The 24148-nt window shown below is 71.3% G+C and carries 21 protein-coding genes; 18 read left to right on the top strand and 3 right to left on the bottom strand.

Annotated elements, in window-relative coordinates; all coding sequences use genetic code 11:
- The 8 genes from NAG42_RS38880 (at nt 1) to NAG42_RS38845 (ending at nt 8769) form a co-directional block, all read left to right on the top strand.
- Nucleotides 1–1539 carry a sensor histidine kinase gene (locus tag NAG42_RS38880; protein ID WP_250037414.1) on the top strand — a complete coding sequence of 513 codons (1539 nt, stop codon included), beginning with the start codon at nt 1–3 and terminating at the stop codon, nt 1537–1539.
- A gap of 41 nt (nt 1540–1580) precedes the next feature.
- Nucleotides 1581–2762: an efflux RND transporter periplasmic adaptor subunit gene (locus tag NAG42_RS38875; RefSeq protein ID WP_250037412.1), complete on the top strand. Its 1182-nt coding sequence runs from the start codon at nt 1581–1583 to the stop codon at nt 2760–2762.
- Nucleotides 2759–3463 (top strand): ABC transporter ATP-binding protein, encoded by a 705-nt coding sequence (locus NAG42_RS38870; RefSeq protein WP_250037411.1) that lies wholly within the window; start codon nt 2759–2761, stop codon nt 3461–3463. The genes NAG42_RS38875 and NAG42_RS38870 overlap by 4 nt, the downstream gene beginning before the upstream one ends.
- Nucleotides 3460–4632, top strand: coding sequence for an ABC transporter permease (locus tag NAG42_RS38865; RefSeq protein ID WP_250037409.1), 1173 nt, complete (start codon nt 3460–3462; stop codon nt 4630–4632). The genes NAG42_RS38870 and NAG42_RS38865 overlap by 4 nt, the downstream gene beginning before the upstream one ends.
- A gap of 9 nt (nt 4633–4641) precedes the next feature.
- Entirely contained in the window at nt 4642–5187 is a 546-nt protein-coding gene (locus NAG42_RS38860) for a DUF5666 domain-containing protein (RefSeq protein ID WP_250037407.1), read from the top strand.
- A 122-nt stretch (nt 5188–5309) separates the two neighbouring features.
- Nucleotides 5310–5492: a hypothetical protein gene (locus NAG42_RS38855; protein ID WP_250037406.1), complete on the top strand. Its 183-nt coding sequence runs from the start codon at nt 5310–5312 to the stop codon at nt 5490–5492.
- A 108-nt stretch (nt 5493–5600) separates the two neighbouring features.
- Nucleotides 5601–8342 carry a helix-turn-helix transcriptional regulator gene (locus NAG42_RS38850; protein ID WP_250037404.1) on the top strand — a complete coding sequence of 914 codons (2742 nt, stop codon included), beginning with the start codon at nt 5601–5603 and terminating at the stop codon, nt 8340–8342.
- 169 nt (nt 8343–8511) lie between these two features.
- Complete coding sequence (locus tag NAG42_RS38845) at nt 8512–8769, top strand: hypothetical protein (RefSeq protein WP_250037402.1); 258 nt, start codon at nt 8512–8514, stop codon at nt 8767–8769.
- A gap of 53 nt (nt 8770–8822) precedes the next feature.
- Here the strand turns inward: NAG42_RS38845 and NAG42_RS38840 are convergent, their stop codons facing one another.
- Nucleotides 8823–9824 carry a TerC family protein gene (locus NAG42_RS38840; RefSeq protein ID WP_250037401.1) on the bottom strand — a complete coding sequence of 334 codons (1002 nt, stop codon included), beginning with the start codon at nt 9822–9824 and terminating at the stop codon, nt 8823–8825.
- 548 nt (nt 9825–10372) lie between these two features.
- Between NAG42_RS38840 and NAG42_RS38835 the strand changes: the two genes are divergently transcribed.
- Genes NAG42_RS38835 through NAG42_RS38825 form a run of 3 tightly spaced genes read left to right on the top strand, consistent with a single transcriptional unit; the run spans nt 10373 to nt 13184 of the window.
- Nucleotides 10373–11023 carry a GOLPH3/VPS74 family protein gene (locus NAG42_RS38835; RefSeq protein WP_250037399.1) on the top strand — a complete coding sequence of 217 codons (651 nt, stop codon included), beginning with the start codon at nt 10373–10375 and terminating at the stop codon, nt 11021–11023.
- A 35-nt stretch (nt 11024–11058) separates the two neighbouring features.
- On the top strand, nt 11059–12585 hold the full coding sequence (locus tag NAG42_RS38830) for an APC family permease (protein WP_250037397.1): 1527 nt from the start codon (nt 11059–11061) through the stop codon (nt 12583–12585).
- A complete protein-coding gene (locus tag NAG42_RS38825; RefSeq protein WP_250037395.1) occupies nt 12582–13184 on the top strand; it encodes a GNAT family N-acetyltransferase in 603 nt (200 codons plus the stop codon). The genes NAG42_RS38830 and NAG42_RS38825 overlap by 4 nt, the downstream gene beginning before the upstream one ends.
- Nucleotides 13185–13231: 47 nt before the next feature.
- On the opposite strand, the gene NAG42_RS38820 is transcribed toward NAG42_RS38825, so the two are convergent.
- Both NAG42_RS38820 and NAG42_RS38815 read right to left on the bottom strand, forming a co-directional pair.
- A complete protein-coding gene (locus NAG42_RS38820) occupies nt 13232–15007 on the bottom strand; it encodes a serine/threonine-protein kinase (RefSeq protein WP_250037393.1) in 1776 nt (591 codons plus the stop codon).
- A 175-nt stretch (nt 15008–15182) separates the two neighbouring features.
- Nucleotides 15183–15938, bottom strand: a complete 756-nt coding sequence (locus NAG42_RS38815; RefSeq protein WP_250037391.1) for a GntR family transcriptional regulator — start codon at nt 15936–15938, stop codon at nt 15183–15185.
- A 228-nt stretch (nt 15939–16166) separates the two neighbouring features.
- On the opposite strand from NAG42_RS38815, the gene iolC reads away from it, so the two are divergent.
- From iolC to NAG42_RS38780, 7 genes are read left to right on the top strand one after another with little or no spacing between them, the layout of a single operon-like run.
- Nucleotides 16167–17093 (top strand): 5-dehydro-2-deoxygluconokinase, encoded by a 927-nt coding sequence (gene iolC, locus NAG42_RS38810; RefSeq protein WP_250037389.1) that lies wholly within the window; start codon nt 16167–16169, stop codon nt 17091–17093.
- Entirely contained in the window at nt 17086–17943 is an 858-nt protein-coding gene (locus NAG42_RS38805; RefSeq protein ID WP_250037388.1) for a Cgl0159 family (beta/alpha)8-fold protein, read from the top strand. Before iolC ends, NAG42_RS38805 begins: the two co-directional genes overlap by 8 nt.
- Nucleotides 17940–18830 carry a 5-deoxy-glucuronate isomerase gene (gene iolB, locus NAG42_RS38800; RefSeq protein WP_250037386.1) on the top strand — a complete coding sequence of 297 codons (891 nt, stop codon included), beginning with the start codon at nt 17940–17942 and terminating at the stop codon, nt 18828–18830. Before NAG42_RS38805 ends, iolB begins: the two co-directional genes overlap by 4 nt.
- Nucleotides 18827–20680, top strand: coding sequence for a 3D-(3,5/4)-trihydroxycyclohexane-1,2-dione acylhydrolase (decyclizing) (gene iolD / locus NAG42_RS38795; RefSeq protein ID WP_250037384.1), 1854 nt, complete (start codon nt 18827–18829; stop codon nt 20678–20680). The genes iolB and iolD overlap by 4 nt, the downstream gene beginning before the upstream one ends.
- Before the next feature lie 8 nt (nt 20681–20688).
- Nucleotides 20689–22185, top strand: a complete 1497-nt coding sequence (locus tag NAG42_RS38790; RefSeq protein WP_250037382.1) for a CoA-acylating methylmalonate-semialdehyde dehydrogenase — start codon at nt 20689–20691, stop codon at nt 22183–22185.
- A gap of 16 nt (nt 22186–22201) precedes the next feature.
- Nucleotides 22202–23146 carry a TIM barrel protein gene (locus tag NAG42_RS38785; RefSeq protein ID WP_250037380.1) on the top strand — a complete coding sequence of 315 codons (945 nt, stop codon included), beginning with the start codon at nt 22202–22204 and terminating at the stop codon, nt 23144–23146.
- Entirely contained in the window at nt 23143–24135 is a 993-nt protein-coding gene (locus NAG42_RS38780) for a sugar ABC transporter substrate-binding protein (protein ID WP_250037377.1), read from the top strand. The genes NAG42_RS38785 and NAG42_RS38780 overlap by 4 nt, the downstream gene beginning before the upstream one ends.
- Nucleotides 24136–24148 lie beyond the last annotated feature (13 nt).

Here is a 24148-nt window from a genome sequence, read left to right as displayed (position 1 = left end):
ATGACGCCACCCCAAGTCCGGCGCTGGACCCACTGGACCCTGCGCGCCCGCCTGGTCCTCGTGGTCGGCGTGCTCACCGCGCTCGCCCTGATCACCGCGAACGTCGCCGGTCTGGTGCTGATCCGCTCCTACATGGACGACCGGATCGACGACCAGCTCCGGGGCATGAGCCGGGTGCTGTTCAAGCCGCCACCCCAGGAGTATGAGGGGCCCAGCCTGCAGGCCCGTCGCTACGCCCGCCTCGACGAGACGACCCCGCTCAAGAAGTTCGGCCCCGACCAGGTCGTCTACCGGTGCACCGCCGACGGCACGCTCGACGACCGGTTCAGCTCGTCGGCCGGCCTGAGCCGTCCGCCCATCCCGGTCCCGAACGAGATCGCCACCCTGGCCGAGGACGGTCAGCCCTACACGGTCGAGGCCAGCGACGGCAGCGCCGAGTGGCGGATGATGGCCGTGCGCAACGCCGACACCGGTGACTTCGCGGTGGCCGGGGTGTCGCTGGCCGAGGTCGAGCAGACCACCGACCGCCTGCTGCTGATCGATTTCGCGGTGAGCCTGCTGGTGCTGGGCCTGCTCGGTCTGGGTGCGGCTTTCGTCGTACGGCTGGGGTTGCGGCCCTTGACCGACATGGAGCGCCTGGCCACGGACATCTCGGCGGGCAACCTGAGCGGCCGGGTGGCCGACACCGATCCGCACACCGAGCCCGGCCGCCTCGGTCTGGCCCTCAACTCGATGCTCGGCCGGATCGAGGCCGAGGTCGGCGCCCGCACCGCCTCCGAAAGCCGCATGCGCCAGTTCCTGGCCGACGCCTCGCACGAGCTGCGCACCCCGCTCACCTCGATCCGCGGCTTCGCCGAGCTCTACCGGCGCGGTGGCGTTCCGCCCGGCGCGGCGCTGGACCGCATCGAGTCGGAGGCCGGCCGGATGAACCTGCTCGTCGAGGACATGCTGATGCTGGCCCGGCTCGACCAGCAGCGTCCGCTGGCCCGCCGGCCGGTCGACCTGCTCGAGGTGGCGGCCGACACGATCCGCGACGCGCACGCCCGCGCCCCGGAGCGCGTGGTCCGGCTGGCCGGCCTGCGCGACGACGACGACACGTTCGACCCGGCCACCGTCCTCGGCGACGAGCACGCACTGCGCCAGATCGCCACCAACCTGGTCGCCAACGCGCTTCAGCACACGCCGAAGGACGCCCAGGTCACCGTACGGGTCGGCACCCTTGCCGCCCGGCCGCCGGCTCCGGGCGGCGTGGTCTCGGGGCCCGTTTCCGTCACCGGCGGCGACATCGCCGTACTGGAAGTGGCCGACGACGGCCCGGGCATCGCCGCCGAGCATGCCCCGCGGGTCTTCGAGCGCCTCTACCGCGCCGACGCCAGCCGTTTCCGGGGCAAGGGCGGCGGCTCGGGGCTGGGACTGTCGATCGCCGCGGCGTTCGTGCAGGGCCACGGCGGCTGGATCGAGCTGGATCCGTCCGGGGCCGGCGGCGCCACCTTCCGGGTCGTCCTCCCGACGGCCGGCTCCGAGGTGGCTCCCAGGTAGCCCCGAAGCTCCTCCGAGGCCGGGCCGCCACAGTGTCCGGCATGCCTGCGCGCCTCACCCTGCGACGTCCCGCGGTGGCGGTCAACACCGCCCTCGGCGTCGTCCTGCTGGCCGGGGGGTTCTGGGCCTACCGGACCTTGGCCGGGGACGACACCCCGGCCGCGGCCGCCTCGACCCGGACGGTCGCCGTCCAGCAGGGCACGGTCACCCAGACCGTGACCGCGGACGGGTCGGTCGAGAGCGCCCGCACGGCCACGGCCGATTTTGTCACCGGCGGCACGGTCACGGCCCTTTCCGTACGGGTCGGTCAGAAGGTCACCAAGGGGCAGGTGCTGGCGAAGGTCGACCCCGCCCCGGCGCAGCGCTCGCTGGACGCCGCGAACGCCGACCTGGACGCCGCGCGGGACTCGGTGGACCGCGCGGAGGACGCCGGCTCGGACACGTCGACCGCCGAGAACGAGGTCACCCAGGCCGAGCTGGCGGTCGAGCAGGCCGAGGCGGCGGTGGCCGGCACCGTCCTCGAGGCGCCGATGGCCGGCACGGTCACCGCGGTCAACGGCACGCTCGGCAGCTCGAGCGGAGCCGCCCAGTCCGGAGCCGCTCAGTCCGGAGCCGCCCAATCCGCCGGCGGCCAATCCGCCCAGCAGGAGGACACGTCGAGCGGGTTCATCGAGATCCAGGACCTCACCAGGATGCAGGTCACGGCGGCCTTCGCCGAGGCCGACGCGACCAAACTCAAGGAGAAGCAGACCGCCACCATCACCTGGAACGCGCTCGACGGCACGTCGGCCCCGGGCCGGGTGAGCGCGATCGACCCCTCGGCCACGACGTCCGGCAACGTCGTCACGTACGGCGTCTCGCTCTCGCTCGACAAGGTGCCGACCGGCGTCAAGGCCGGCCAGACGGTCAGCGTCGCGGTGACCACCGGCAGCGTCGAGAACGCGCTCATGGTCAGCTCGGCCGCGGTCACCACGGCCGGCAACCGGCACACGGTGACGGTCCTCGACGGCGCCGCCGAGCAGGTCCGCCCGGTCGAGATCGGCCTCGTGGGCGACACCGTCACCCAGATCACCTCGGGTGTCGACGCCGGCGAGCGGGTGGTGCTCAAAGCGACGACCACGACGTCCACCGGGACCCGCGGCGGCTTCCCGGCCGGCGGCACCGGCGGGTTCCCGGCCGGTGGCGGGGGCAACTTCGGCGGCGGCGGCGGGGGCCCGCGATGACGCGACCGGTTCTCGACGTACGGGATCTGCGCAAGCGGTACGGCCAGGGCGAAGCCACCGTGCACGCCTTGCGCGGGGTGTCGATGACGGTCGGGCGCGGCGACTACGTGGCGATCATGGGCTCGTCCGGGTCGGGCAAGTCGACGCTGATGAACATCCTGGGCGCGCTCGACGTGCCGACCTCGGGCACCTATCTGCTCGACGGCGTGGACGTCAGCGAGCTGGCCGACCGGCAACTGGCCCTGGCCCGCAACCGGCTCATCGGCTTCGTCTTCCAGGCGTTCAACCTCATCCCGCGGACGAGCGCCGCGGCCAACGTCGAGCTCCCTCTCGCGTACGCCGGGATCAGGCCCCGGGAACGACGGCGCCGGGCCCTGGCCGCACTCGACGTGGTCGGGCTCGCGGAGCGGGCCGGCCACGAGCCGAACCAGCTCTCCGGCGGCCAGCAGCAACGGGTCGCCGTAGCCCGGGCGCTGGTCACCGAGCCGGCGCTGCTGCTGGCCGACGAGCCGACCGGCAACCTGGACACCCGCTCGACGGCCGACGTGCTGGACGTCTTCGACCAGCTCAACGCGGCCGGCCGGACGATCGTCGTCATCACCCACGAACCCGAGGTCGGCGCCCGGGCCAAGCGCCTGATCCGGCTGGTCGACGGCCGGATCGTCCACGATGTCCGCCAGGCGCCGGTGGGTGTGCGGTGAGCTTCGCCGAGGTGGTGCGGTTCGCGTTGCGGGGGTTGTCGGCCAACAAGCTGCGCTCGTCGCTGACCATGCTCGGCATCCTGATCGGGGTGGCGGCGGTGATCCTGCTGGTCGCGGTGGGCAACGGCTCGGCCCGGGCGATCAGCGACCGGATCGAGGCGCTGGGCACCAACACGATCACGGTGATGAGTGCCGGCCGGGGCGGGGCCTCGCTGACCACGGAATTGGCCGCCGCCCTGACCGACCCGGTGCTGGCCCCCGGCGTGCGATCGGTGTCACCCGTGGTCAGCTCGTCGGCGACGGTCACCTACGAGGGCGCGGACCACGAGGTCGGCTCGTTCGTGGGCACCACGCCCGGCTGGTTCCAGGCCTCGAACACACCGGTCGGCGAGGGCTCGGCGTTCACCGCCGACGACGAGGCGCAGGGCCGCCGGGTGGTGGTGATCGGGCCGACCGTGGCCGAGGAGCTTTTCCCCGGCCTGGACCCGGTGGGCCGGCAGGTCACCGTGGGCGGCGCGTTGTTCACCGTGGTCGGCGTGCTCAGCGAGAAGAGCTCGACCGGATTCCAGGACGCCGACGACACCGCCGTGGCGCCGCTGACCGCCGTACGCCAGGTCCTGACCGGTTATGGCGCGCTCACCTCGATCCTGGTCGAGGCGGCGGCGCCCGACCAGGTCGACGCCGTGCAGTCCGAGGTGTCGACGATCCTGGACCTGTCGCTCGACCCGGCCGCCTATCGGATCCAGAACGCGGCGCAGCTGCTCGAGACCCAGACCCAGACGGCCGGCACGTTCACCACGCTGCTCGGCGCGGTGGCCGCGATCAGCCTGCTCGTCGGCGGCATCGGGATCACCAACATCATGCTGGTGACGGTCACCGAGCGGACCCGGGAGATCGGCATCCGCAAGGCGCTCGGCGCGCCCCGCCGGGTCATCCTGACCCAGTTCCTGATCGAGGCCACCTTGCTCAGCGTGATCGGCGGCGCTCTGGGGGTGGTGGCCGCGCTGGTCGGCAGCAGCTTCGAGATCGTCGGCGTCCGGCCGGTGATCGTGCCCAGTTCGGTCGGTCTGGCGCTGGGCGTCTCCCTCGCGATCGGACTGTTCTTCGGCGGCCTGCCCGCCGCCCGCGCCGCCCGCCTGCGGCCCATCGACGCGCTGCGCTACGAGTGAGGACCCGTTGTGACTTCGATCAGCGATGACACCGTCGTGCTCTCCCCGGAGGACGACGCCCTGGCCACCGAGCTGGCCAAGGCCGCCCCGCGCCGCTGGTGGAACCGGGGCACGGTGGTGCTCGGCGCGATCGTGCTCCTGGTCGGCGGTTTCGCCGGCGGCCTTCAGGCGCAGAAGCAGTGGGGCGCGGCCGAAGCGCCCGCGGCACGGGCCGGCGGCGGTCAGAACCGGGCGGGATACGGCGCCGCCGCTGGCCTGCCGAACTTCGCCGGCGGTCAGGCACAAGGCGGCGGCCAAGCGCAAGGCAGCACTCAAACCACCGCTGCCGCCGCCGGGGTCACCACGGGGAAGGTCAAGCTTGTCAACGGCACCACGATCTACGTCGAGAAGCCGGACGGCTCGGTCGTGACCGTGAAGACCGACGGCCGGACGGCGGTGTCGACGGCGTCGAAGAGCAAGCTCGCCGACGTGAAAGCCGGCCAGTCCGTCACCGTCCAGGGCAGCACGGCCTCCGACGGCACGGTCTCGGCGACGTCGGTGACCGCCACGAAGTAGCCGGTGCGGGACGGCGGCTACCCGATCGACGCTGTCCGGCCCGGGTCACTTTCGGGTAGGTCGGTGGCGAAGGGGACCGCGATGGTCTCCCCGATACGTCGCCGCGCTGACACAATGCGGGCATGGACGAAGCGACTCGTGAACGAGACGACTCCGTAACCGGCGAGCCGGGCCTGAACCGGCGCGCGTTCTTCGGGCGGGCCCTCCTGCTGGCGGGCGGCGCGGCCACGGTGCTGACCCTTTCGGGCTGCCCGGGCGGCGACGGTGACGACGATGACGACGACGGCGGGGACGACGACGATTAGGCGGGGGCATCCCCGCGGTGATAGGTAACTGTTGGCATATGTGAATCTATTGATGTGTGCGTCTGTCACTTCCTAGGCTGAGGCCGATTCGGACCTAGGGGTGGCAGCATGCACGGGCGCGATGAGCTCCTTGCGACGATCGAGAGCCGCCTCGTCATGGGCGGCGGTGTCGCCCTGCACGGGCCGGCCGGCATCGGCAAGACGGCGCTTCTCGAGGCGGCGGCTTCGGCCGCGGCCGCGCGCGGCGAGCTCGTCGTCTGGTTGCGGCCGGTGCGCAGCGAGCGCTTGATCCCGTACGCGGGTCTCGCCGACCTGATGGGGCAGCTGCCACCGGCGGCCCGCTCCGCCCTGCCCCGCGCCCAGCGGACCGCGCTGGCCGCCCTGCGGCAGGGGCTGGCCCCGCGCGCCGGAGCCGCCGCGCTGGCCCGCCGCCTCGTCCTGCCGCTGCTGCTCGCGCACTGTGCCCGGGTGCGGCCGGTGCTGATCGTGCTCGACGACTGTCAGTGGCTCGACGCGGAGTCGGCCGAGCTGATCGCGTTCGCCATGCGCCGCCGGCCCGGCCCGCGGGTCCGGGTGATCGCCGCGCAACGGCACCCCGACCCGGCCGGCCGCCGCCGCGCCGTACGGCTCTGCCCCGCGCCCGCGGTCGAGTTCAAGGTCCCCCCGCTGACCGCCGACGACCTCACCGAGCTGCTCGAGGAGCGGGGCCTGCCCTGCCGCCGGGCCAGCCGGATGCACGAGGCCAGCGCCGGCAACCCGTTCCTGGCGCTGGCCCTGGGCGCCGCCCTGCCGCCGGGCCCGTCCTGGCGCCCGTCGCCGCTGCCCGAATCGGTCCGGGAGCTGTTGCGCGACCGGCTCACCGCGCTGCCCGCCGAGACCGTGCACACCCTGCTCGTGGCCGCGCTGGCCGCCGAGCCCACGGTCACCGTGCTGCTGCGGGCGGGCCGGGAGGATGCCGTCCGGGATCTGCGCCTGGCCGCCGCGGCCGGTGCCGTGGCGGTCGACGGCGAGCAGATTCGCTTCACCCCGCCGCTGCTCGCCACCGTGATCGCCGAGGACGCGCCGGCCGGCGACCGCACCGAGGCACACACCGCCCTGGCCGCCGGCGCGGTCGACGAGATCGAGGCGCTGCGCCATCGCGCCCTGCGCAGCTCCGTGCCGGACGCCGCGGTCGCCCGGTCGCTGGCCGCCGCCGCTCAGCGCTGCGCGACCCGGGGGGCCGCTCGCACCGCCGCCGAGCTGTTCCTGCTGGCCGCCGACCGCTGCCCGCACACCTGCACCGCCCACCGGCTGGACTGGCTCGTCGCCGCCGCCCGCAGCGGCCTCAGCGCCGGCGCGGCCGTGCTGGCCGGACGCGCCGCCGAGGCGGTGCTGGCGGCCGACGCGCCGGCCGGGCACCGGGTGCGGGCCCGGCTGGTGCTGATCGACCTGGCCGGGCAGGGGCTGGCCGAGATGGGGGAGATGTTCGCGGCCGCGCTCGACGAGGCCGGTGACGACCCGGCCCTGCTCGCCCCGGTGCTGCTCCGGGTCACCTGGGCGTCGCTGATCACCGGTGATCCGGACCGCGCAGCCGACGAGGCGGCGCGCACCGCGCTGGCCGCCCGCCGGGCCGGCGACCCGACCACCGAGGCGATGGCGCTCAGCGTGCTGGCTCAGATCGAGCGGCTGCGCGGCGACCCCGGCTGGTCCGACACGCTGACCGAGGCGCTCGTGCTGCCGGCCACGCCCGCGCCCGACTGGCTGCACTACGGCCCGCGCTATGTGGCGGCGCGTTTCGCCATGATGGACGACCGGCTCGACGAGGCCCGGGCCGCGCTGCTCAGCCTGCTGGCCGTGGCCGGCCCCGACCGGATCGGCGAGGCCCGCGTCTGCGTGCTGCGCAGCCTGTCCGAGGTGGCCACCCGGGCCGGTCGCTGCCGCGAGGCGCTCGACTACGCGCACCAGGCCGTGCGGGCCGCGCAACGGGCCGGGCTCAGCCCCGGGCCGACCGCCTACACCGCGGCCATCGCCGAGCTGGCCGGCGGCAGCCTGCCCGCGGCAGCCGGGTTCGCCCGTCGCGGCGTGCGGGCCTCCGAGCAGGAGGGTGACACCCTCTATCTGCGGCGCAACCTGCACGCGCTGGGCCAGGCCGAGCTGCGGGCGGGCCGCGCCCGTGAGGGGGTGGCGGCGCTGCGCCGGCTGCGCGGCCTGGAGGCCGGCGCCGGCGGGGGCGACCCGATGATCGTGCGCTGGCACGGCGACCTGGCCGGGGGACTGGCCGCGCTGGGCGAGCACGCCGAGGCGGCCGCGACGCTCGCCGTGGCGCGGGCCGCGGCCGAGCGGCTCGGTGCCAACCCGGGCCTGCTCGGCTATCTCGACCGGGCGGCGGCGGTGGTGCTCTCGGAGAGCGGGCAGGCCGACTCGGCCGTCCGGCTCTCGGCGTCCGCCGCCCAGCACTTCGAGCAGCTGCACCAGCCGATCGAGCAGGCGCACGCGTTGCTGGTGCAGGGCAGCGCCGAGCGGCGCCGCCGACGATATGCGGCGGCCCGGCTCGCCATCGGCGCCGCGCTGGCCATCTTTCTGGCCGCCGACGCCAAGCCGTGGGCCGAGCAGACCGAGCGGGCCCTGGCCGGCACGTCGGCCGCCGGGACGACGCCGTTCGACCTCGGCCTGACCTCGACCGAGCTGCGGATCGCGGCGCTCGTCCGCGACGGTGCCAGCAACCGCGAGATCGCCGGCCGGCTCTATCTGAGCGTCAAGACGGTCGAGGCCACCCTGACCCGGATCTACCGCAAGATCGGGGTGCGCTCCCGCACCCAGTTGTCGTCCCGTCTGGCGACCGTCGTGTCCGAAGTCACCCGGAGTGCCTGACCAGCCACTTCACCACTGAGAGTGACCCCGGCGACAGATTTCCAGTGGCCGCCATCACTTTCGTCTTCCGTCTTTTACCTGCTTGATTTGGGGATGAAGCGAGGCCCGTGGATGGTTGTAAGGGAAGGCGACGAGGCCTATCGCCATCACAATCCGTAAGGAGACGGCCATGCAGTTCACGACCAAGCTCCGCGACGCCCGCACGGCGCTGGCCAACCGCCGCACCATGCGCGTCGCTCACCGCCGGCTCGCCGACGAGCTGGCGTCGTTCCGCACCACCGCCGAGCGCGCCGAGCTCGACCAGCTTCTCTCCCGTCACAGCAACGAGGAGACCGAGACCATCCGCGACATCCTGTACCGCCAGGACACCGTGCGCCTGCAGACCAGCAGCCGCCAGACCGCCGGGATGGGCGGATACCTGGGCTGACCCCTCAGCGCAGAAAAGCCGGCCGGGACGAACCCGGCCGGCTTTTCGTGTGCTCAGTGCTTCTGCCGCTCCTCCGGCCGCCCTCGCAGGCTGCCGGCATGGGCCTTGGTGTCCGGGTCCTTCTTCGATTTCATCAGGCTCGCGATCGTCGTGACGATCAGGACCCCGATGATGACGACCAGCGAGAGCGGCGTCGGGATCTCGGGCACCGAGGTGTTGATGTCGACGTGCAGCCAGTGCAGCACCAGCTTGACGCCGATGAAGGCCAGGATGACCGACAGGCCCGCGGACAGATAGACCAGACGATCGAGCAGCCCCTTGACCAGGAAGAACAAGGCGCGCAGACCGAGCAGGGCGAACGCGTTGGCCACGAAGACGATGAACGCCTCGTCGGTGACGCCGAAGACGGCGGGGATCGAGTCGAGGGCGAACAGCAGGTCGGAGCTGCCGATCGCGATCAGCACGATGAACATCGGCGTGACCACCCGGCGGCCGTCCACCTTGGTGATCATCTTGCCGCCGATGTAGTCGTCGGTCACCGGTAGGATCCGCCGGCTGAACTTCACCAGCGCGTTGTCCTCGACGTCGGGATCGACGTCGCGATGCCGGAACAGCTGGACCGCCGTGAAGATCAGGATCAGGCCGAAGATCAGGAACATGAACGAGAACAGGCTCAGCAGCGTCGCGCCGAGCGCGATGAAGATGACCCGCAGGACCAGCGCGATGATGATGCCGAAGGTCAGCACCTCCTGCTGGTATTTCTCCGGCACGGCGAACGTGGCCATGATGATCACGAACACGAACAGGTTGTCGACCGACAGGCTCTTCTCGACGATGTAGCCGGCGAAATACTGAGCGCCGAAGTCCCATCCGGCGACCTGTCCGAAGACGACACCGAACGCGACTGCGACGGCGATGTAGAAGATCGACCAGACAGCCGCTTCGCGGAAGCCGACGGCGTGCGGCCGGAACACACCGACGGCCAGGTCGAGGGCGAGCAGGGCGACGATGACCCCGATGGTCAGCGTCCAGCCGAGCGCGGTGACCTCAAGCATGGGTATGGAACCTCCGGGCGATAAGCGGGGCGGCAACCGATCAATCGTCCCCGGTTCCCCTGGGAGCTTCCTGAACGGTGGCCCGCCTACCAGGAACTTTACCGGCGGCGGGCCCGCCCAGGGCTTTTTCTCGGCGCCCACCCGATTTGCCTTCCGCCACGGTCACCCTGTGTATAAGCGCGATGGGCAGGACACTCTCCGTCATGGGCGTGCACGGCCATTGGTGATTCTCGATCGGCGTACGCCAAATGCATAGATAGACGTGTATTAAAACGTTAACTCTGCTTTACGCGCCCCGCGGAAACCTTCCAAAGCCGCAGGTCAGAGGCTAGATGCAGAATGCATCGGAGATCGTTCCACATCGAACGAAAATCTGGTCTGATGAGGACATTGCGCTGAGTTGACCACGCTGGCATGCTACGCGATGTCGTTCTGGGGGACGCACACCGTGACGTTCGCTCTATGCCGCGTGCATCACTATCGGTAATCGCCGGGCGGGGAAAGCCGAGGTAACCCCACGTGACATCGAAGTGGAGAGGAGATGTGCCGTGACCGCATCGGCACAGTTACCCCTCGCCGACGATCTGTTTCTCACCGCCCATGACACGGTCAAGGGCAAGTGCCTGCTCTCCCCGGCAACGCTGGGGCTGGGCATGGCGTCCGCTCTCATCGGCGAACTGGTGCTCTGGCGCCGCGTCGACGTGGTGGACGGCAAGATTCAGATCATCGACGACCGCCCGACCGGCGACCCCGCCGCCACCGCCGTGCTCGACCAGCTGCTGCGCGAGGGACACCACCGCGCCGTCCGCGACTGGATCTCGTTCCTGGCCACCGGAGTCGCCACCGACCTGGTCGAGCGCCGCCTCGCCCGCTCCGCACTCGTGCAGCGGCAGGAGAAGCGCGGCCTGTTCGGCGCCAAGGTCTCGTTCGTCCCGTCCGACTCGATGATCGCCGGCTGGCCCGCCACCCGGATCCGGACGTTCATCGGCCGCGGCGAGCTCCTCGACATCCCCGACCTGGTCCTGGCCGGGCTGATCCTCGCCACCGGTCTCGACCAGCACGTCTTCTTCACCCTCGAGGCCCGCGGCCGCGGGCAGCTGTTCGACCAGCTCAAGCGCCGGCTCCCGGCCATGCTGCTGGAGCTGGTGGGCCAGGCCGAGGCCGCGGTGGGCGACGCCGTCATGGCCCGGCGCGCCTGACCCCTTTCTCTCCAACCCCCCTTCTCAACCCCCTCATGGAGAAACGCGTGTCCTCGACCGCAACAAAACCCCCCCAGAGTCAGCTGTCAACGGCTCTGGCTCGTGACCGTCTCGGCGTGGCCGCGGTGGTCTTCTTCGTCATGTCCGCCGCGGCGCCGCTGACCGTCGTCGCCGGCGTCGTACCGACCGGCATCGCGGTCACCGAGCTCACCAGCATCTCGATCGCCTTCGTGGCGGTCGCCGTCGTCCTGGCGATCTTCGCTGTCGGGTATGTCGCCATGGCCCGGCACATCGCCAACGCGGGCGCCTTCTACGCGTACATCTCGCAGGGCCTCGGCCGCCCGGTCGGCGTCGGCGCCTCCTGGGTGGCGCTGCTGGCCTACAACATGTTCCAGATCGCGGCCTACGGCGGCTTCGGCGCCATCGCGTCGCCGCTGTTCGACAAGTGGTTCGGGCTCGACATCCAGTGGTGGGTGCTGGCCCTGGTGGTCTGGGCGCTGACCGCGGTGCTCGGCGTGCGCGACGTCGCCGTCAACGGCAAGGTGCTGGCCACCCTCCTGGTCGCCGAGATCATCGTCGTCGTCGTGTTCAGCATCGCCGACCTGTTCTCGCCGAACTTCCAGGCGTCGTCGGCCCCGATCGACGTGAGCAGCCTGGCCGGCGCCGGCTCGGGCGCGCTGCTGGCCATGGCGATCACCGGCTTCGTCGGCTTCGAGCAGTCGGTGGTCTTCAGCGAGGAGTCGCGCGACCCGCGCCGGACGGTGCCGCGGGCCACCTACATCGCCATCTCCCTGATCGCCGTGCTCTACGGCTTCGCGGCCTGGGCGATGATCTCGGCCGCGGGTGACGACGTCATCGGCCGGGCCGGCACCGAGGGGCCTGACCTGTTCTTCAACGTCGCCTCCGACCAGCTCGGCGGCCGGGCCGTCGACCTCGGGTACGCGCTGTTCCTGACCTCGCTGATCGCCGCGATGATCTCGTTCCACAACATCATCGCCCGGTACATGTTCTCGCTCGGCCGCGAGGGTGTGCTGCCCCGCGCGTTCGGCCGTACGGTGCCCGGCACCGGCGCCCCCAAGAACGGCTCGCTGATCCAGAGCGCGCTCGGCCTCACGGTCATCGTGATCTACGCCGTCGCCGGCTGGGACCCGCTGGTCAACCTGTTCTTCTGGGGCGGCAGCGGCGGCGGCATCGGCGTTCTGCTCCTGATCACCCTGACCTCGTTCGCGGTCATCAACTACTTCGTGCGCAACCCCGCCGGTGAGGACTTCTGGCACCGCCTCGGCGCCCCCGTGCTCGGCTCGCTCGCGCTCGTGGTCATGTCGTACCTGGCGCTGAGCAACATCGCCACGCTCTTCGGCGTCGAGGAGGGCAGCAAGCCGACCTGGGTCGTGCCACTGGCCTTCGCCGTCCTGCTGGTGGCCGGCATCGCCTGGGCCCTGATCCTGCGGAGCAGCAACCCCCAGGTGTACGCGGGCATCGGTCTCGGCGCCCGCAGCGCCTCCTCCGTGGGTGGGTTCTCCGCCGCCCTGGCCTCCACCGACGACAAGGACAACCAGTGACGTTCCCCGAGATCCGCTCCGCCCGTGACGAGGAGATCCCGGCCGTCGGGCACCTGATCAGCCACTCGTTCTTCCACCTCGACGCGAATGCCTACCTCGTTCCGCCGCTGGAGGACCGTCTCAAGGTGATGGCCGACTTCTTCACGCTGCTGACCGAGCACGCGCAGAAGTACGGCCGGGTCGACGTCATCGACCTGCCCGACGGCGGTGGCCTGGCCGCCACCGCGGTGTGGTTCGACTACACCAAGGAGTCGCCCGACCCGGAGGGCTACGACGAGCGGCTGCGGGCGCTGGCCGGCGACTACATCGAGCGGTTCCTCGCGCTCGACCAGCTCTTCGAGAAGCACCACCCGCACGACGGCCACTGGCACCTGGCGTTCCTGGCCGTGCACCCCGACCACCAGCACCACGGTCTCGGCGGCCAGCTGATGACCCAGACGCACAGCGACCTCGACACGGCCGGCGTCCCGGCGTATCTGGAGGCCACGAACGAGAACAACGTGCGCCTCTACCGTCGCTCGGGCTACGTCGACATGGACCCGTTCGAGATGCTGCTCCCCGACGGCACGCCCTTCTTCCGGATGTGGCGCGCCGCCTAGTTTCGAACAGCAGGGGCGCGGCCACCGTCCGGTCGCGCCCCCGCTGTTCACCAGGTGAATTCGGGCCCGCGCGCCTTGCCGCCCGGCAGCAGCGGGCGCTGGGTGTACTCCCAGGTCTGCACCAGCACGAGCCGGCGCCCGTGCGGCGGTTCCAGGTCGATCGGCCCGCAGCTGTGCTTCAGCGCGAAGTCCGTGAACATCAAGCCCTTGCAGGTGTACGGGCCGGCCAGCACCTCGTCGCTCTCGGCGTCCCGCACGGTGAGCGCGACGTCGGTCTGGATGCCGGGCATCGCCTCGATCTGGCCGGCCACCCGGACCCGGCTGCCCACGGCATGGCAGGGGCGGGCCAGCACCGGATGGCCGAGATCCCAGTCGTACTCGTCGCCGCACCGCCACGGGCCGAAGTGGGCCTCGACCCGCGCGTTGCCCGGACCGGCCGAGGCACCCACGCCGATCGGCGCTCGGCGCACGGGCGGCCGGGTCACACCGGGCTTGGCGGCGGCCGGGCTGCTGGGCCGGTCGGCCGGTCGGCTGGTCGGCCGGCCGCTCGATCCGGCCGGTAGCGCGGCCAGGGAACCACCGGCGTCGAGCGAGAGCGAGCCGCTCGGCGGGGGCAGCGGTGCGACGGGCTGATCGGGCTGGGCGGCGCCGCTGGGCCCGGGCACACCCAGCGCCTCCGGTGAGGTGGATGCCGGGGGTGCGGCCGCGGCGGCGGCCGGCCGGTCGCCCGAGTCGATCAGCTGCCACGCGTTGAAGCCGCCCACCCCCGACAGGGCCACGGTGCCGGCGAGCAGCGCCACCATGGCCCACGGGCGACGCCACATCCACGACCGCGGCCCGTTGCGCGGGCGCTTGCGCGACGACACCGGGCGGACCGAGGGGTGGGAGACCGCGTGCAGGCTGATCTGTTCGGTGACGACCGTTTCCGCTCCGGGCGCGGGCAGAGCCGGGATCCCGGCGGTCTCGCGGGACAGCTCCCGCAACGCGACACCCAGCTCGGCGGTGGTCGGGCGCTGATCCGGGTCCTTGGCCAGGCACCAGGTGATCAGCTCCCACGCCGCTGCGGGCAGGCCGTCCGGTCGCTGCGGGGTCTCGTCGAGGTGCCCGCGGAGCACGGCCAGCGGTTCCCCGGCGTACGGGGGCCGGCCGGTCAGCAGTTCGAACAGGACGATGCCGGCCGAGTACACATCGGACGCGAACACCGCCTCGCCCTGGATCGCCTCGGGAGCCATGTAGTGCGGGGTGCCGACGATGGCCTGCGGCGTGGTCAGCCCGGCGGTGTCGAGCACCCGGGCGATGCCGAAGTCGGTCAGCCGCACCTCGATCCGGCCCGCGTTCTCCTGCAGCAGGATGTTGTCGGGCTTCACGTCGCGGTGCACCACGCCCAGCTCGTGCGCCTGGGCCAGGGCGGCGGCCACCTGGGCCAGCAGGTCGGCGGCGTCCGCGGGGGCGAGGGTGCCCTCGGCCCGCAGGAAGTTCCGCAGGCTGCCGCCGGCGACGTAGTCCATGACCAGGGCGAGCGATCCACCCACGCTGAACAGGTCGCGCACGCCGACGATGTTCTCGTGCCGCATCATCATCAGGATCGTGCGCTCCTGCACGAAGCGGATGACCAGTTTGGGCTGACGCAACAGGCCTTCGTGCAGCAGTTTGACCGCCACGTCGGCGCCGGTGCTCCGGTCGATGCCGCGCCAGACCGTTCCGGTCGCGCCGTGCCCGACCGGGCAGACCAGGACGTACGAGTTGCCGACACAGCGCCCGCTGAGGTCGGCCGTGGCCGACTCGCCGGGAACACTGCCGGTCAATGAGGGGAATGACTGCACGTGACGTGGAATCCTTCCGAACGGGTTCAGGGGCCTCGGGGCGTCCCTGATCGTCCGCATCGATCCCGATAAGGGCAACCAGCGGACGCCCGTTCTCTCACGCACGGCCAGTCACGCCCCGAACCCGTCACCTCGCGCAGAGTGACTCGTTCCTTTTCTCCTGACGGTCGATACGTCAGCCCGCGCTGAGGTTGAGTTCGAAGCTGTAGCGGCTGGCCCGATAGACGTGGCTGCCGTATTCGAGGGCGCGGCCGCCGCCGTCCCAGGCGGTGCGGGTCATGGTGAGCAGCGAGGCGCCGCGTTTCTCGGCCAGGGTCTTGGCCTCGGCCGGGGTGGCCGAGCGGGCGCCGATCACCTGGGTCGCTATCCGCGGGGTGAGGCCGTTGCGGCGCAACAGCTCGTAGAGGCCGTGGGCGGCCAGGTCGTCGCGGGTCAGCGGCAGGACGTCGATCGGGATGGCGTTGTGCATCAGGGCCAGCGGCTCACCGCCGGCGTACCGCAGCCGCTCGATCCACGTGACCGGCGTGCCGGGGGCCACCTCCAGCGCGTTGGCGATCGCGTCGGGGGCAGGCATCACCTCCAGGCGCAGCACCTCGGTGCGCGGGGCGCGGTCGCCGGCCACCAGGTCGTCGTAGAGGCTGGACAGCTCGACCGGGCGGCGGACCTTGGGGTGCACCACCTGGGTGCCGACGCCGCGCTTGCGCACCAGCATGCCCCGCTCGACCAGATATTGGATGGCGCGCCGGGTCGTCGGGCGCGAGACGCCGAGCCGCTCGGCCAGGTCGACCTCGTTCTCGATGCGGGCGCCGACCCCGATCTCACCCTTCTCGATCAGCTCCTGCAATCGCGTGGCGACCTGGAAATACAGCGGCACCGGGCTGGTCCTGTCCACCTCGACCGGACGGATGCGACCCTGCAGTTCGGACGTCACCGCTATACCTCACTCCCCGAGTTTGTCATGACAAAGTATTGACGTACGCCGCTCCAAGTTATTACATCAGAGGCAGCAAACCTAGTGTCGCCGAGCGACTACCGGCGGCAGTCGCCTTGATTTCACCGCGCCGTAACGAGCACGGCACCGGTACGCCGACGCGTGCCCCCACCTGCTGGATCACTCAATCCCGGAGGCTTCCGCATGCCCGGCGACGAGGTACTGACAATGGGACGCATAGGCGTCGACCTGTACCCCCAGCAGGTCGGCGTCTCGCTGCGGGAGGTGCGCACCTTCGCCAAGTTCCTCGGGGGCAGCGCGACCAATGTGGCCGTGGCCGCGGCCCGCTACGGCCGGCGGTCGGCGGTGATCACCCGGACCGGCGACGATCCGTTCGGCGAGTTCCTGCACGACGCGCTCCGCGGCTTCGGCGTGGACGACCGCTTCGTCACCCCGGTCCCGAGCCTGCCGACCCCGGTGACGTTCTGCGAGATCTTCCCGCCGGACGATTTCCCGCTCTACTTCTATCGCTTCCCCAAGGCGCCCGACCTGGAGATCCAGCCGTCCGAGCTGGACTACGACGCGATCCGCGCGGCCGACATCTTCTGGATCACCGGCACCGGCCTGTCGCAGGAGCCGTCCCGCACGGCCACGCTCAACGCCCTCAAGCATCGCGACAAAGCCGGCATCACCGTCTTCGACCTCGACTACCGCCCGATGTTCTGGCAGTCCCGCGAGGAGGCCCGGCACTGGTATGCCCACGCGCTGCCCTACGCGACGGTGGCCGTGGGCAATCTCGACGAGGCGGACACCGCAGTCGATCAGCGCCACCCCAAGGAGGCCGCTGCGGCGCTGCACGACGCCGGGATCGAGCTGGCGGTGGTCAAGCAGGGCCCGGCCGGTGTTCTGGCCTCCCGCGGCGGCAGCCAGGTGGAGGTGCCCCCGGTGCCGGTCGAGGTGGTCAACGGCCTGGGCGCCGGGGACGCCTTCGGCGGCGCCCTCTGCCACGGCCTGCTGGCCGGGTGGGAGCTCGAGACGACGATGCGTTTCGCCAACGCGGCCGGCGCCATCGTCGCCGGGCGGCTCTCCTGTGCCGACGCGATGCCGACCGAAGCCGAAGTCCGCGACAAGCTCGAGGAGGCCAAGCATGCCTGATCTGGACGACCTTCTCGACATCCGCACCCGGCGCCCGGCCGCGATCGCCGCCGCCGCGTCCGCCCGCCGGCGCCCGGCTTCGCTGTTCGGCCCGCACGGCAAGCTGATGATCATCGCGGCCGACCACCCGGCCCGCGGTGCCCTGCGGGCCGGCGACGACCCACTGGCCATGGCCAACCGCGCCGACCTGCTGACGCGCATCCGCGCGGCCCTGGCCCGTCCCGGCGTCAACGGGGTGCTCGGCACCCCCGACATCCTGGAGGACCTGCTGCTGCTGGGCGCACTGGACGACAAGGTCGTGATCGGCTCGATGAACCGCGGTGGCCTGGCCGGGACGTCGTTCGAGATCGACGACCGGTTCACGGCGTACGACGCGGAGAGCATCGCCGCGGCCGGTTTCGAGGGCGGCAAGATGCTGCTGCGCATCGACCCCGACGACGCCGGCACGGTGTCCACGCTGCAATCCTGCGGCCGCGCGATCGGCGAGCTGGCCGCGCGGCGGCGGATGGCGATGGTCGAGCCGTTCATCTCGCACCGGGTCGACGGCCGGGTGCGCAACGAGCTGACCGCCGAGGCCATGATCCGCGCGATGACGGTGGCGGCCGGCCTCGGCACGACCTCGGCCTACACCTGGCTCAAGGTGCCGGTGGTGCGCGACATGGAGAAGGTCATGGCGTCGACCACGCTGCCGGCGCTCATCCTCGGCGGTGAGGGCGAGGCGGCGTACGGGGAATGGCGTAAGGCCCTGGACCTGCCGACCGTGCAGGGCCTGGTGATCGGGCGCTCCCTGCTCTATCCGGCCACGGGTTCGGTGACCGATGCGGTGGACCGGGCGGTGAGCCTGCTGTGAGCACGCGAGTCAATCCGATCATGCCGGCCGGCAGCACCGCCGAGAAGCCGTTCGAGGTGGTGGTGACGCCCGAGAACGCCGGCTGGAGCTACAGCGGGCTGCGCATCGTCGAGCTCCCGGTCGGGGCGCGGGTCCGGTTCGACACCGGCGAGGACGAGATGCTGGTGCTGCCGCTCTCCGGTGGCTGCGACGTGACCTGCGACGACGAGCGGATCACGCTGACCGGCCGGCGGTCGGTCTTCACCCGGGTGACCGACTTCGCCTATCTGCCGCGCGACTCCACGGTCACCGTGCGGGCGCCCAACGGCGGGCGGTTCGCGCTGCCCGCGGCCCGGGCGACCCGGCGGCTGCCGTTCCGCTACGGCGCGGCCGAGGACGTGGCCGTCGAGCTGCGTGGCGCCGGGCAGGCCAGCCGGCAGGTCAACAACTTCTGCACGCCCGAGCGCTTCGAGGCCGACCGGCTGATCGCCTGCGAGGTGCTCACCCCGGGCGGCAACTGGTCGTCCTATCCGCCGCACAAGCACGACGAGGTGTCCGAGGGGGAGTCGTCCCTCGAGGAGATCTACTACTTCGAGGTCGCGGCGTCGCCGGCGGGCACCGCGGGCAGCGCCTACCAGCGGGTGTACGGGCACGCCGACCGGCCCATCGAGGTCTGCGCCGAGGTCCGCAGCGGCGACGTCGTGCTCATCCCGTACGGCTGGCACGGCCCGTCGATGGCCGCGCCCGGCTACGACCTCTACTACCTCAACGTGATGGCCGGCCCGGGCGAGCGCGAGTGGCTCGTCCGCGACGACCCGGCACACGGCTGGGTGCGCGCCTCCTGGGACGGCGTTCCGGTCGACCCGCGCCTGCCGCTGACTTCCCGCAACGAGAGGACGCGTTCGTGAGACTCACCGTGGGCCAGGCCGTCGTGCGGTTCCTGGCCAACCAGTGGACCGAGCGGGACGGCGTCGAGCGCCGGGCGGTCGCGGGCTGCCTGGGCATCTTCGGGCACGGCAACGTCGCCGGGCTGGGCCAGGCCCTGCTGCAGGCGCAGCGCACCGGGGAGGCCGATCTGCCCTACCGGCTGGCCCGCAACGAGCAGGCCATGGTGCACACCGCGGCCGGTTTCGCGAAGATGAGCAACCGGCTGTCGACCTATGCCTGCACCGCCTCGATCGGGCCGGGCTCGACCAATATGCTCACCGGCGCCGCCCTGGCCACGATCAACCGGCTGCCCGTGCTGCTGCTGCCGTCCGACATCTTCGCCACCCGCGCCTCGTCGCCCGTGCTGCAGGAGCTGGAGGACCCGGGCGGCTACGACGTGTCGGTCAACGACGCCTTCCGGCCGCTGTCGCGCTTCTTCGACCGGGTGTGGCGGCCCGAGCAGTTGCCGTCGGCGCTGCTGGGCGCGATGCGGGTGCTGACCGATCCGGCCGAGACCGGCGCGGTGACGATCTGCCTCCCGCAAGACCTTCAGGCCGAGGCGTACGAGTTTCCCGAGGCGCTCTTCGCCAAGCGGGTCTGGCACGTCGCGCGCCCGCCGGCCGAGGAGGCCTTCGTCCGCCGCGCGGCCGAGGTGATCAAGGCGGCGCGCCGTCCGCTGATCATCGCCGGTGGCGGAGCCGTCTACTCCGAGGCGTCGGCCGAGCTCGACCGGTTCGCCCGCGAGACCGGCATCCCGGTGGCCGATACCCAGGCCGGCAAGGGAGCGCTGAGCTGGGATCACCCCAACTCGGTGGGTGGCGTCGGCTCGACCGGCACCCCGGTGGCCAACCGCCTGGCCCGGGAGGCCGACGTGATCATCGGCGTCGGTACGCGCTACAGCGACTTCACCACTGCTTCCCGTACGGCGTTCCAGAACCCGGACGTCAAGTTCGTCAACCTCAACGTGGCCGCGTTCGACGCCGCCAAGGAGTCGGCCTACCCGATCGTGGCCGACGCCCGGGCCGGCCTGCCGGCGCTGCTCGAGGCCCTCGGCGGCACGACGTTCGAGAACGACCACGCGGCGGAGGTCGACCGGTGGCAGGCCACGGTCGACCACGCGTACCACCTCGGACATGGACCCCTGCCCGCCCAGACCGAGGTCATCGGGGTGGTCAACGAAGCGTGCGGAGCACGCGACGTGGTCGTGCAGGCGGCCGGAAGCCTGCCCGGTGACCTGCAGATGCTGTGGCGCGCGGGGGATCCGAAGCAGTACCACGTGGAGTACGGCTTCTCCTGCATGGGCTTCGAGATCGCCGGCGCGCTCGGCATCAAGCTGGCCGACCCCGGCCGCGAGGTCTTCGCGATGGTCGGCGACGGCTCCTACCTGATGATGTCGCAGGAGATCGTCACCGCCGTGGCCGAGGGCATCAAACTGATCATCGTCCTGGTGCAGAACCACGGCTTCGCGTCGATCGGCGCGCTGTCGGAGTCGCTCGGCTCGCAGCGGTTCGGCACGAGTTACCGCTACCGCAGTGGCAACGGCGACTACGAGGGCGCGCACCTGCCGGTCGACCTGGCCGCGAACGCCGAGAGCCTGGGCGCGCACGTCATCCGCTGCCGCACGATCGCCGATCTGGCCGACGGACTCAAACGCGCGCGGGAGGCCGACCGCCTCACCGTCGTGCACATCGAGACCGACCCGCTCGCCCCGGTGCCGTCCTCCGACTCGTGGTGGGACGTGCCGGTGCCCGAGGTCTCGTCGCTGGAGAGCACCCGCGAGGCCCGCACCGCCTACGAGGCCGCCAAGCGCGACCAACGCCCCTACCTGTAAGGACTGTCATGGCAACCATCGAGCACTGGATCGGCGGGGAATTCACCCCGGGCCGCTCCACGCGCACCGGGCCGGTCTTCAACCCGGCCACCGGACGGCAGCAGCACGATGTCGTGCTGGCTGCCGAGGCCGACGTCGACGCGGCGGTGAGCGCGGCCCGGGTGGCTTTCGAGAGCTGGAGCCAGGCCTCGCTCAGCAAGCGCACCAAGGTCATGTTCAACTTCCGCGAGCTGGTCAACGCGCGGGTCAAGCAGATCGCCGAGCTGGTCTCGGACGAGCACGGCAAGGTGCTCTCGGACGCGGCCGGTGAGGTGCAGCGCGGCCTCGAGGTGATCGAGTTCGCGTGCGGCATCCCGCAACTGCTCAAGGGCGAATACAGCGACCAGGCGTCGACCGGCGTGGACGTGTTCAGCTTCCGCGAGCCGCTCGGGGTGTGCGCCGGCATCACGCCGTTCAACTTCCCGGCCATGGTGCCGATGTGGATGTACCCGGTGGCCATCGCCTGCGGCAACACGTTCGTGCTCAAGCCGAGCGAGCGTGACCCGTCGGCCTCCAACTACATCGCCGAGCTGTTCCAGCAGGCCGGTCTGCCCGACGGCGTCTTCAACGTCGTGCACGGTGGCAAGACGGCCGTCGACGCGCTGCTGCGCCACCCGGACGTGGCCGCGGTGTCCTTCGTCGGGTCGACGCCGATCGCCCGCTACATCTACGAGCAGGGCAACGCCCACGGCAAACGGGTGCAGGCGCTCGGCGGGGCCAAGAACCACGCGATCATCCTGCCCGACGCCGACCTCGAATACACGGCCGGGCACCTGACCGCGGCCGCGTTCGGGTCGGCCGGCGAGCGGTGCATGGCTATCTCGGCCGCGGTGGCCGTCGGGGGTGCCGGTGACGCGCTGGTCGACCTGGTCAACCGCAAGGCGGGCGAGGTGGTGGTGGGCAACGGCCGCGACGCCGCGAGCGAGATGGGACCGGTCGTCACGGCGGCGGCCAAGCAGCGCATCGAATCCCTGATCGACAGCGGCGAGCGGCAGGGGGCCAAGGTCACGGTGGACGGGCGCGGGCTGTCGGTGCCCGGGTTCGAGGACGGTTTCTTCGTCGGGCCGACCGTGCTCGATCAGGTGGAGCCGTCGATGGACGTCTACCGCGAGGAGATCTTCGGGCCGGTGCTGTCGGTGGTGCGGACCGACACGGTCGACGCCGCCATCGAACTGATCAACAGCAACCCGTACGGGAACGGGACCGCGATCTTCACCAGCAGTGGCGAGGCGGCACGTCGATTCCAGCGGGGGGTCAAGGTCGGGATGATCGGCATCAACGTGCCCATTCCGGTGCCGATGGCCTACTACTCCTTCGGCGGCTGGAAAGACTCGCTGTTCGGCGACAAGCACGTGCACGGTCCCGAGGGCGTCTCGTTCTACACCCGCGCCAAGGTCGTCACCCAGCGATGGCCGCACGTCTCCCACGCGTCCGACGCGTCCCTGCACTTCCCGACGGCAAACTAGGAAAGGGCCCCCGTTCATGGAGATTCGTCACCTGCAATTGGGCAGCTGCCCCGACTCGTGGGGCGTCTGGTTCGCGTCCGACCCCCGGCAGACGCCGTGGAACCGCTTCCTCGACGAGATGGTCGCGTCCGGCTATTCCTGGCTCGAACTCGGACCGTACGGCTATCTGCCCACCGACCCCGCCCAGCTCGCCGACGAGCTGGCCGCGCGCAACCTCAGCGTGGCCGGCGGCACCGTGGCCGGCGCGGGCGGGCCACACAAGGACTTCGACACGGTGCTCGCCGAGACCCGCAAGGTGGCCGAGCTGACGGCCGCGGTCGGCGGGAAGAACGTCGTGTTCGTGCCCGTCCCCGGCTACCGCGACGACGTGACCAACGCCTACCTCGAACCGGCCGAGCTCGAACCGGACGCCTGGCGCGCCCTGGTTCGCAACAGCAACACGCTGGGCCGCGTACTGCTCGAGGAATACGGTGTCCACATGCGATTCCACCCGCACGCGGACTACCAGGTGGAGACGCAGGCCCAGACCGAGCGCTTCCTGCAGGACACCGACCCGCGGTATGTCTCGCTCTGCCTCGACACCGGGCACCTGGCCTACCGCAAGGCCGACGTGCCGGGCATCATCCGGGCCTACCCCGACCGCATCGGCTACGTGCACATCAAGCAGATGGACCCGGTGATCGCCGAGCGCGCGGTCAAGGAGGACCTCGCCTTCGGCAAGGCCGTGGCCCAGGGCGCGAGCGTCGAGCCCCCGGCCGGTGAGCCGGACGTGCCCGCCGTGCTCGACGCCCTGAGCGAGCTCGACGCGGAGCTGTTCGTCGTCGTCGAGCAGGACATGTACCCGGTCGAGTTCGACGTGCCGCTGCCGATCGCGCAGCGCACCCGCACCTACCTGAACTCCGTCGGCCTCCACTCCCGGGCCGCCGCTGATCCCCGTCCAGCCATAGGAGAGACGATATGACCGCTCGGACACGAACCTTCCGGATATTTGCCGCGGGCGCGGCGGTGGTGCTTGCCGCCGCCGCGTGCAGCAGTGGTGGCCGGGAGAAAACCGACGACACGGCCTCGGGCGGCGGCAACGCGGCCGGGAGCTCGGGATACACGATCGCCTTCATCACCCACGAGACACCGGGCGACACGTTCTGGGACAAGGTCAAGAACGGCGCCAACCAGGCTGCCAAGGACACCGGGGTCACCCTCAAGTACTCGAACGACCCCGAGGCGCCCAAGCAGGCCGTCCTGATCCAGAACGCGGTCGACTCGAAGGTCAGCGGCATCGCCACCACGCTGGTCACCCCGGACGCGCTGGCCGGCTCGGTCAAGGCCGCGACCGACGCGGGCATCCCCGTGGTCGGCTTCAACTCCGGCCTCGACCAGTATCAGAAGCTGGGCGCGCTGATGTATTTCGGCTCCGACGAGACCCTGGCCGGGACCACCGCCGGCAAGCGGCTCGCCGATCAAGGCGCCAAGCACCCGCTCTGCGTGATCCAGCAGACCGGCTCGGTCGCCCTCGAGGCGCGGTGCGCGGGTGTCAAGACCTCCGTCCCCGGCACCGAGAACATCCAGGTCAACGGGGCCGACGACGCCGCCGTGACGTCGACCCTGCAGGCCAAGCTGGCGCAGGACAAGTCGATCGACGCCATCGTCACCCTCGGCGCGCCGCAGGCGCTCGACGCGATCAAGGCCAAGGAGCAGGCCGGCAGCGAGGCCAAGCTGGTCACCTTCGACCTCAACGAGCAGGCCGCGACGGAGATCAAGAACGGCAACATCGTGTTCTCGATCGACCAGCAGCCCTACGTCCAGGGCTACATGGCGGTCACCTCGCTGTATCTGAACATCAAGAACGGCAACGACATCGGCGGTGGCAAGCCGGTGCTGACCGGGCCGTCCTTCGTCGACAGCGAGAACATCGACAAGATCATTCCGTTCACCAAGAACAACACACGCTGACGGGGGTGTCGTC

Origin of the sequence: Paractinoplanes maris, from assembly GCF_023544465.1 — a bacterium.
In the GTDB taxonomy this organism is placed as follows: domain Bacteria; phylum Actinomycetota; class Actinomycetes; order Mycobacteriales; family Micromonosporaceae; genus Actinoplanes; species Actinoplanes maris.
Note: the sequence above shows the minus strand (reverse complement) of the source record. Positions and strands in the feature narration are given on the sequence as shown.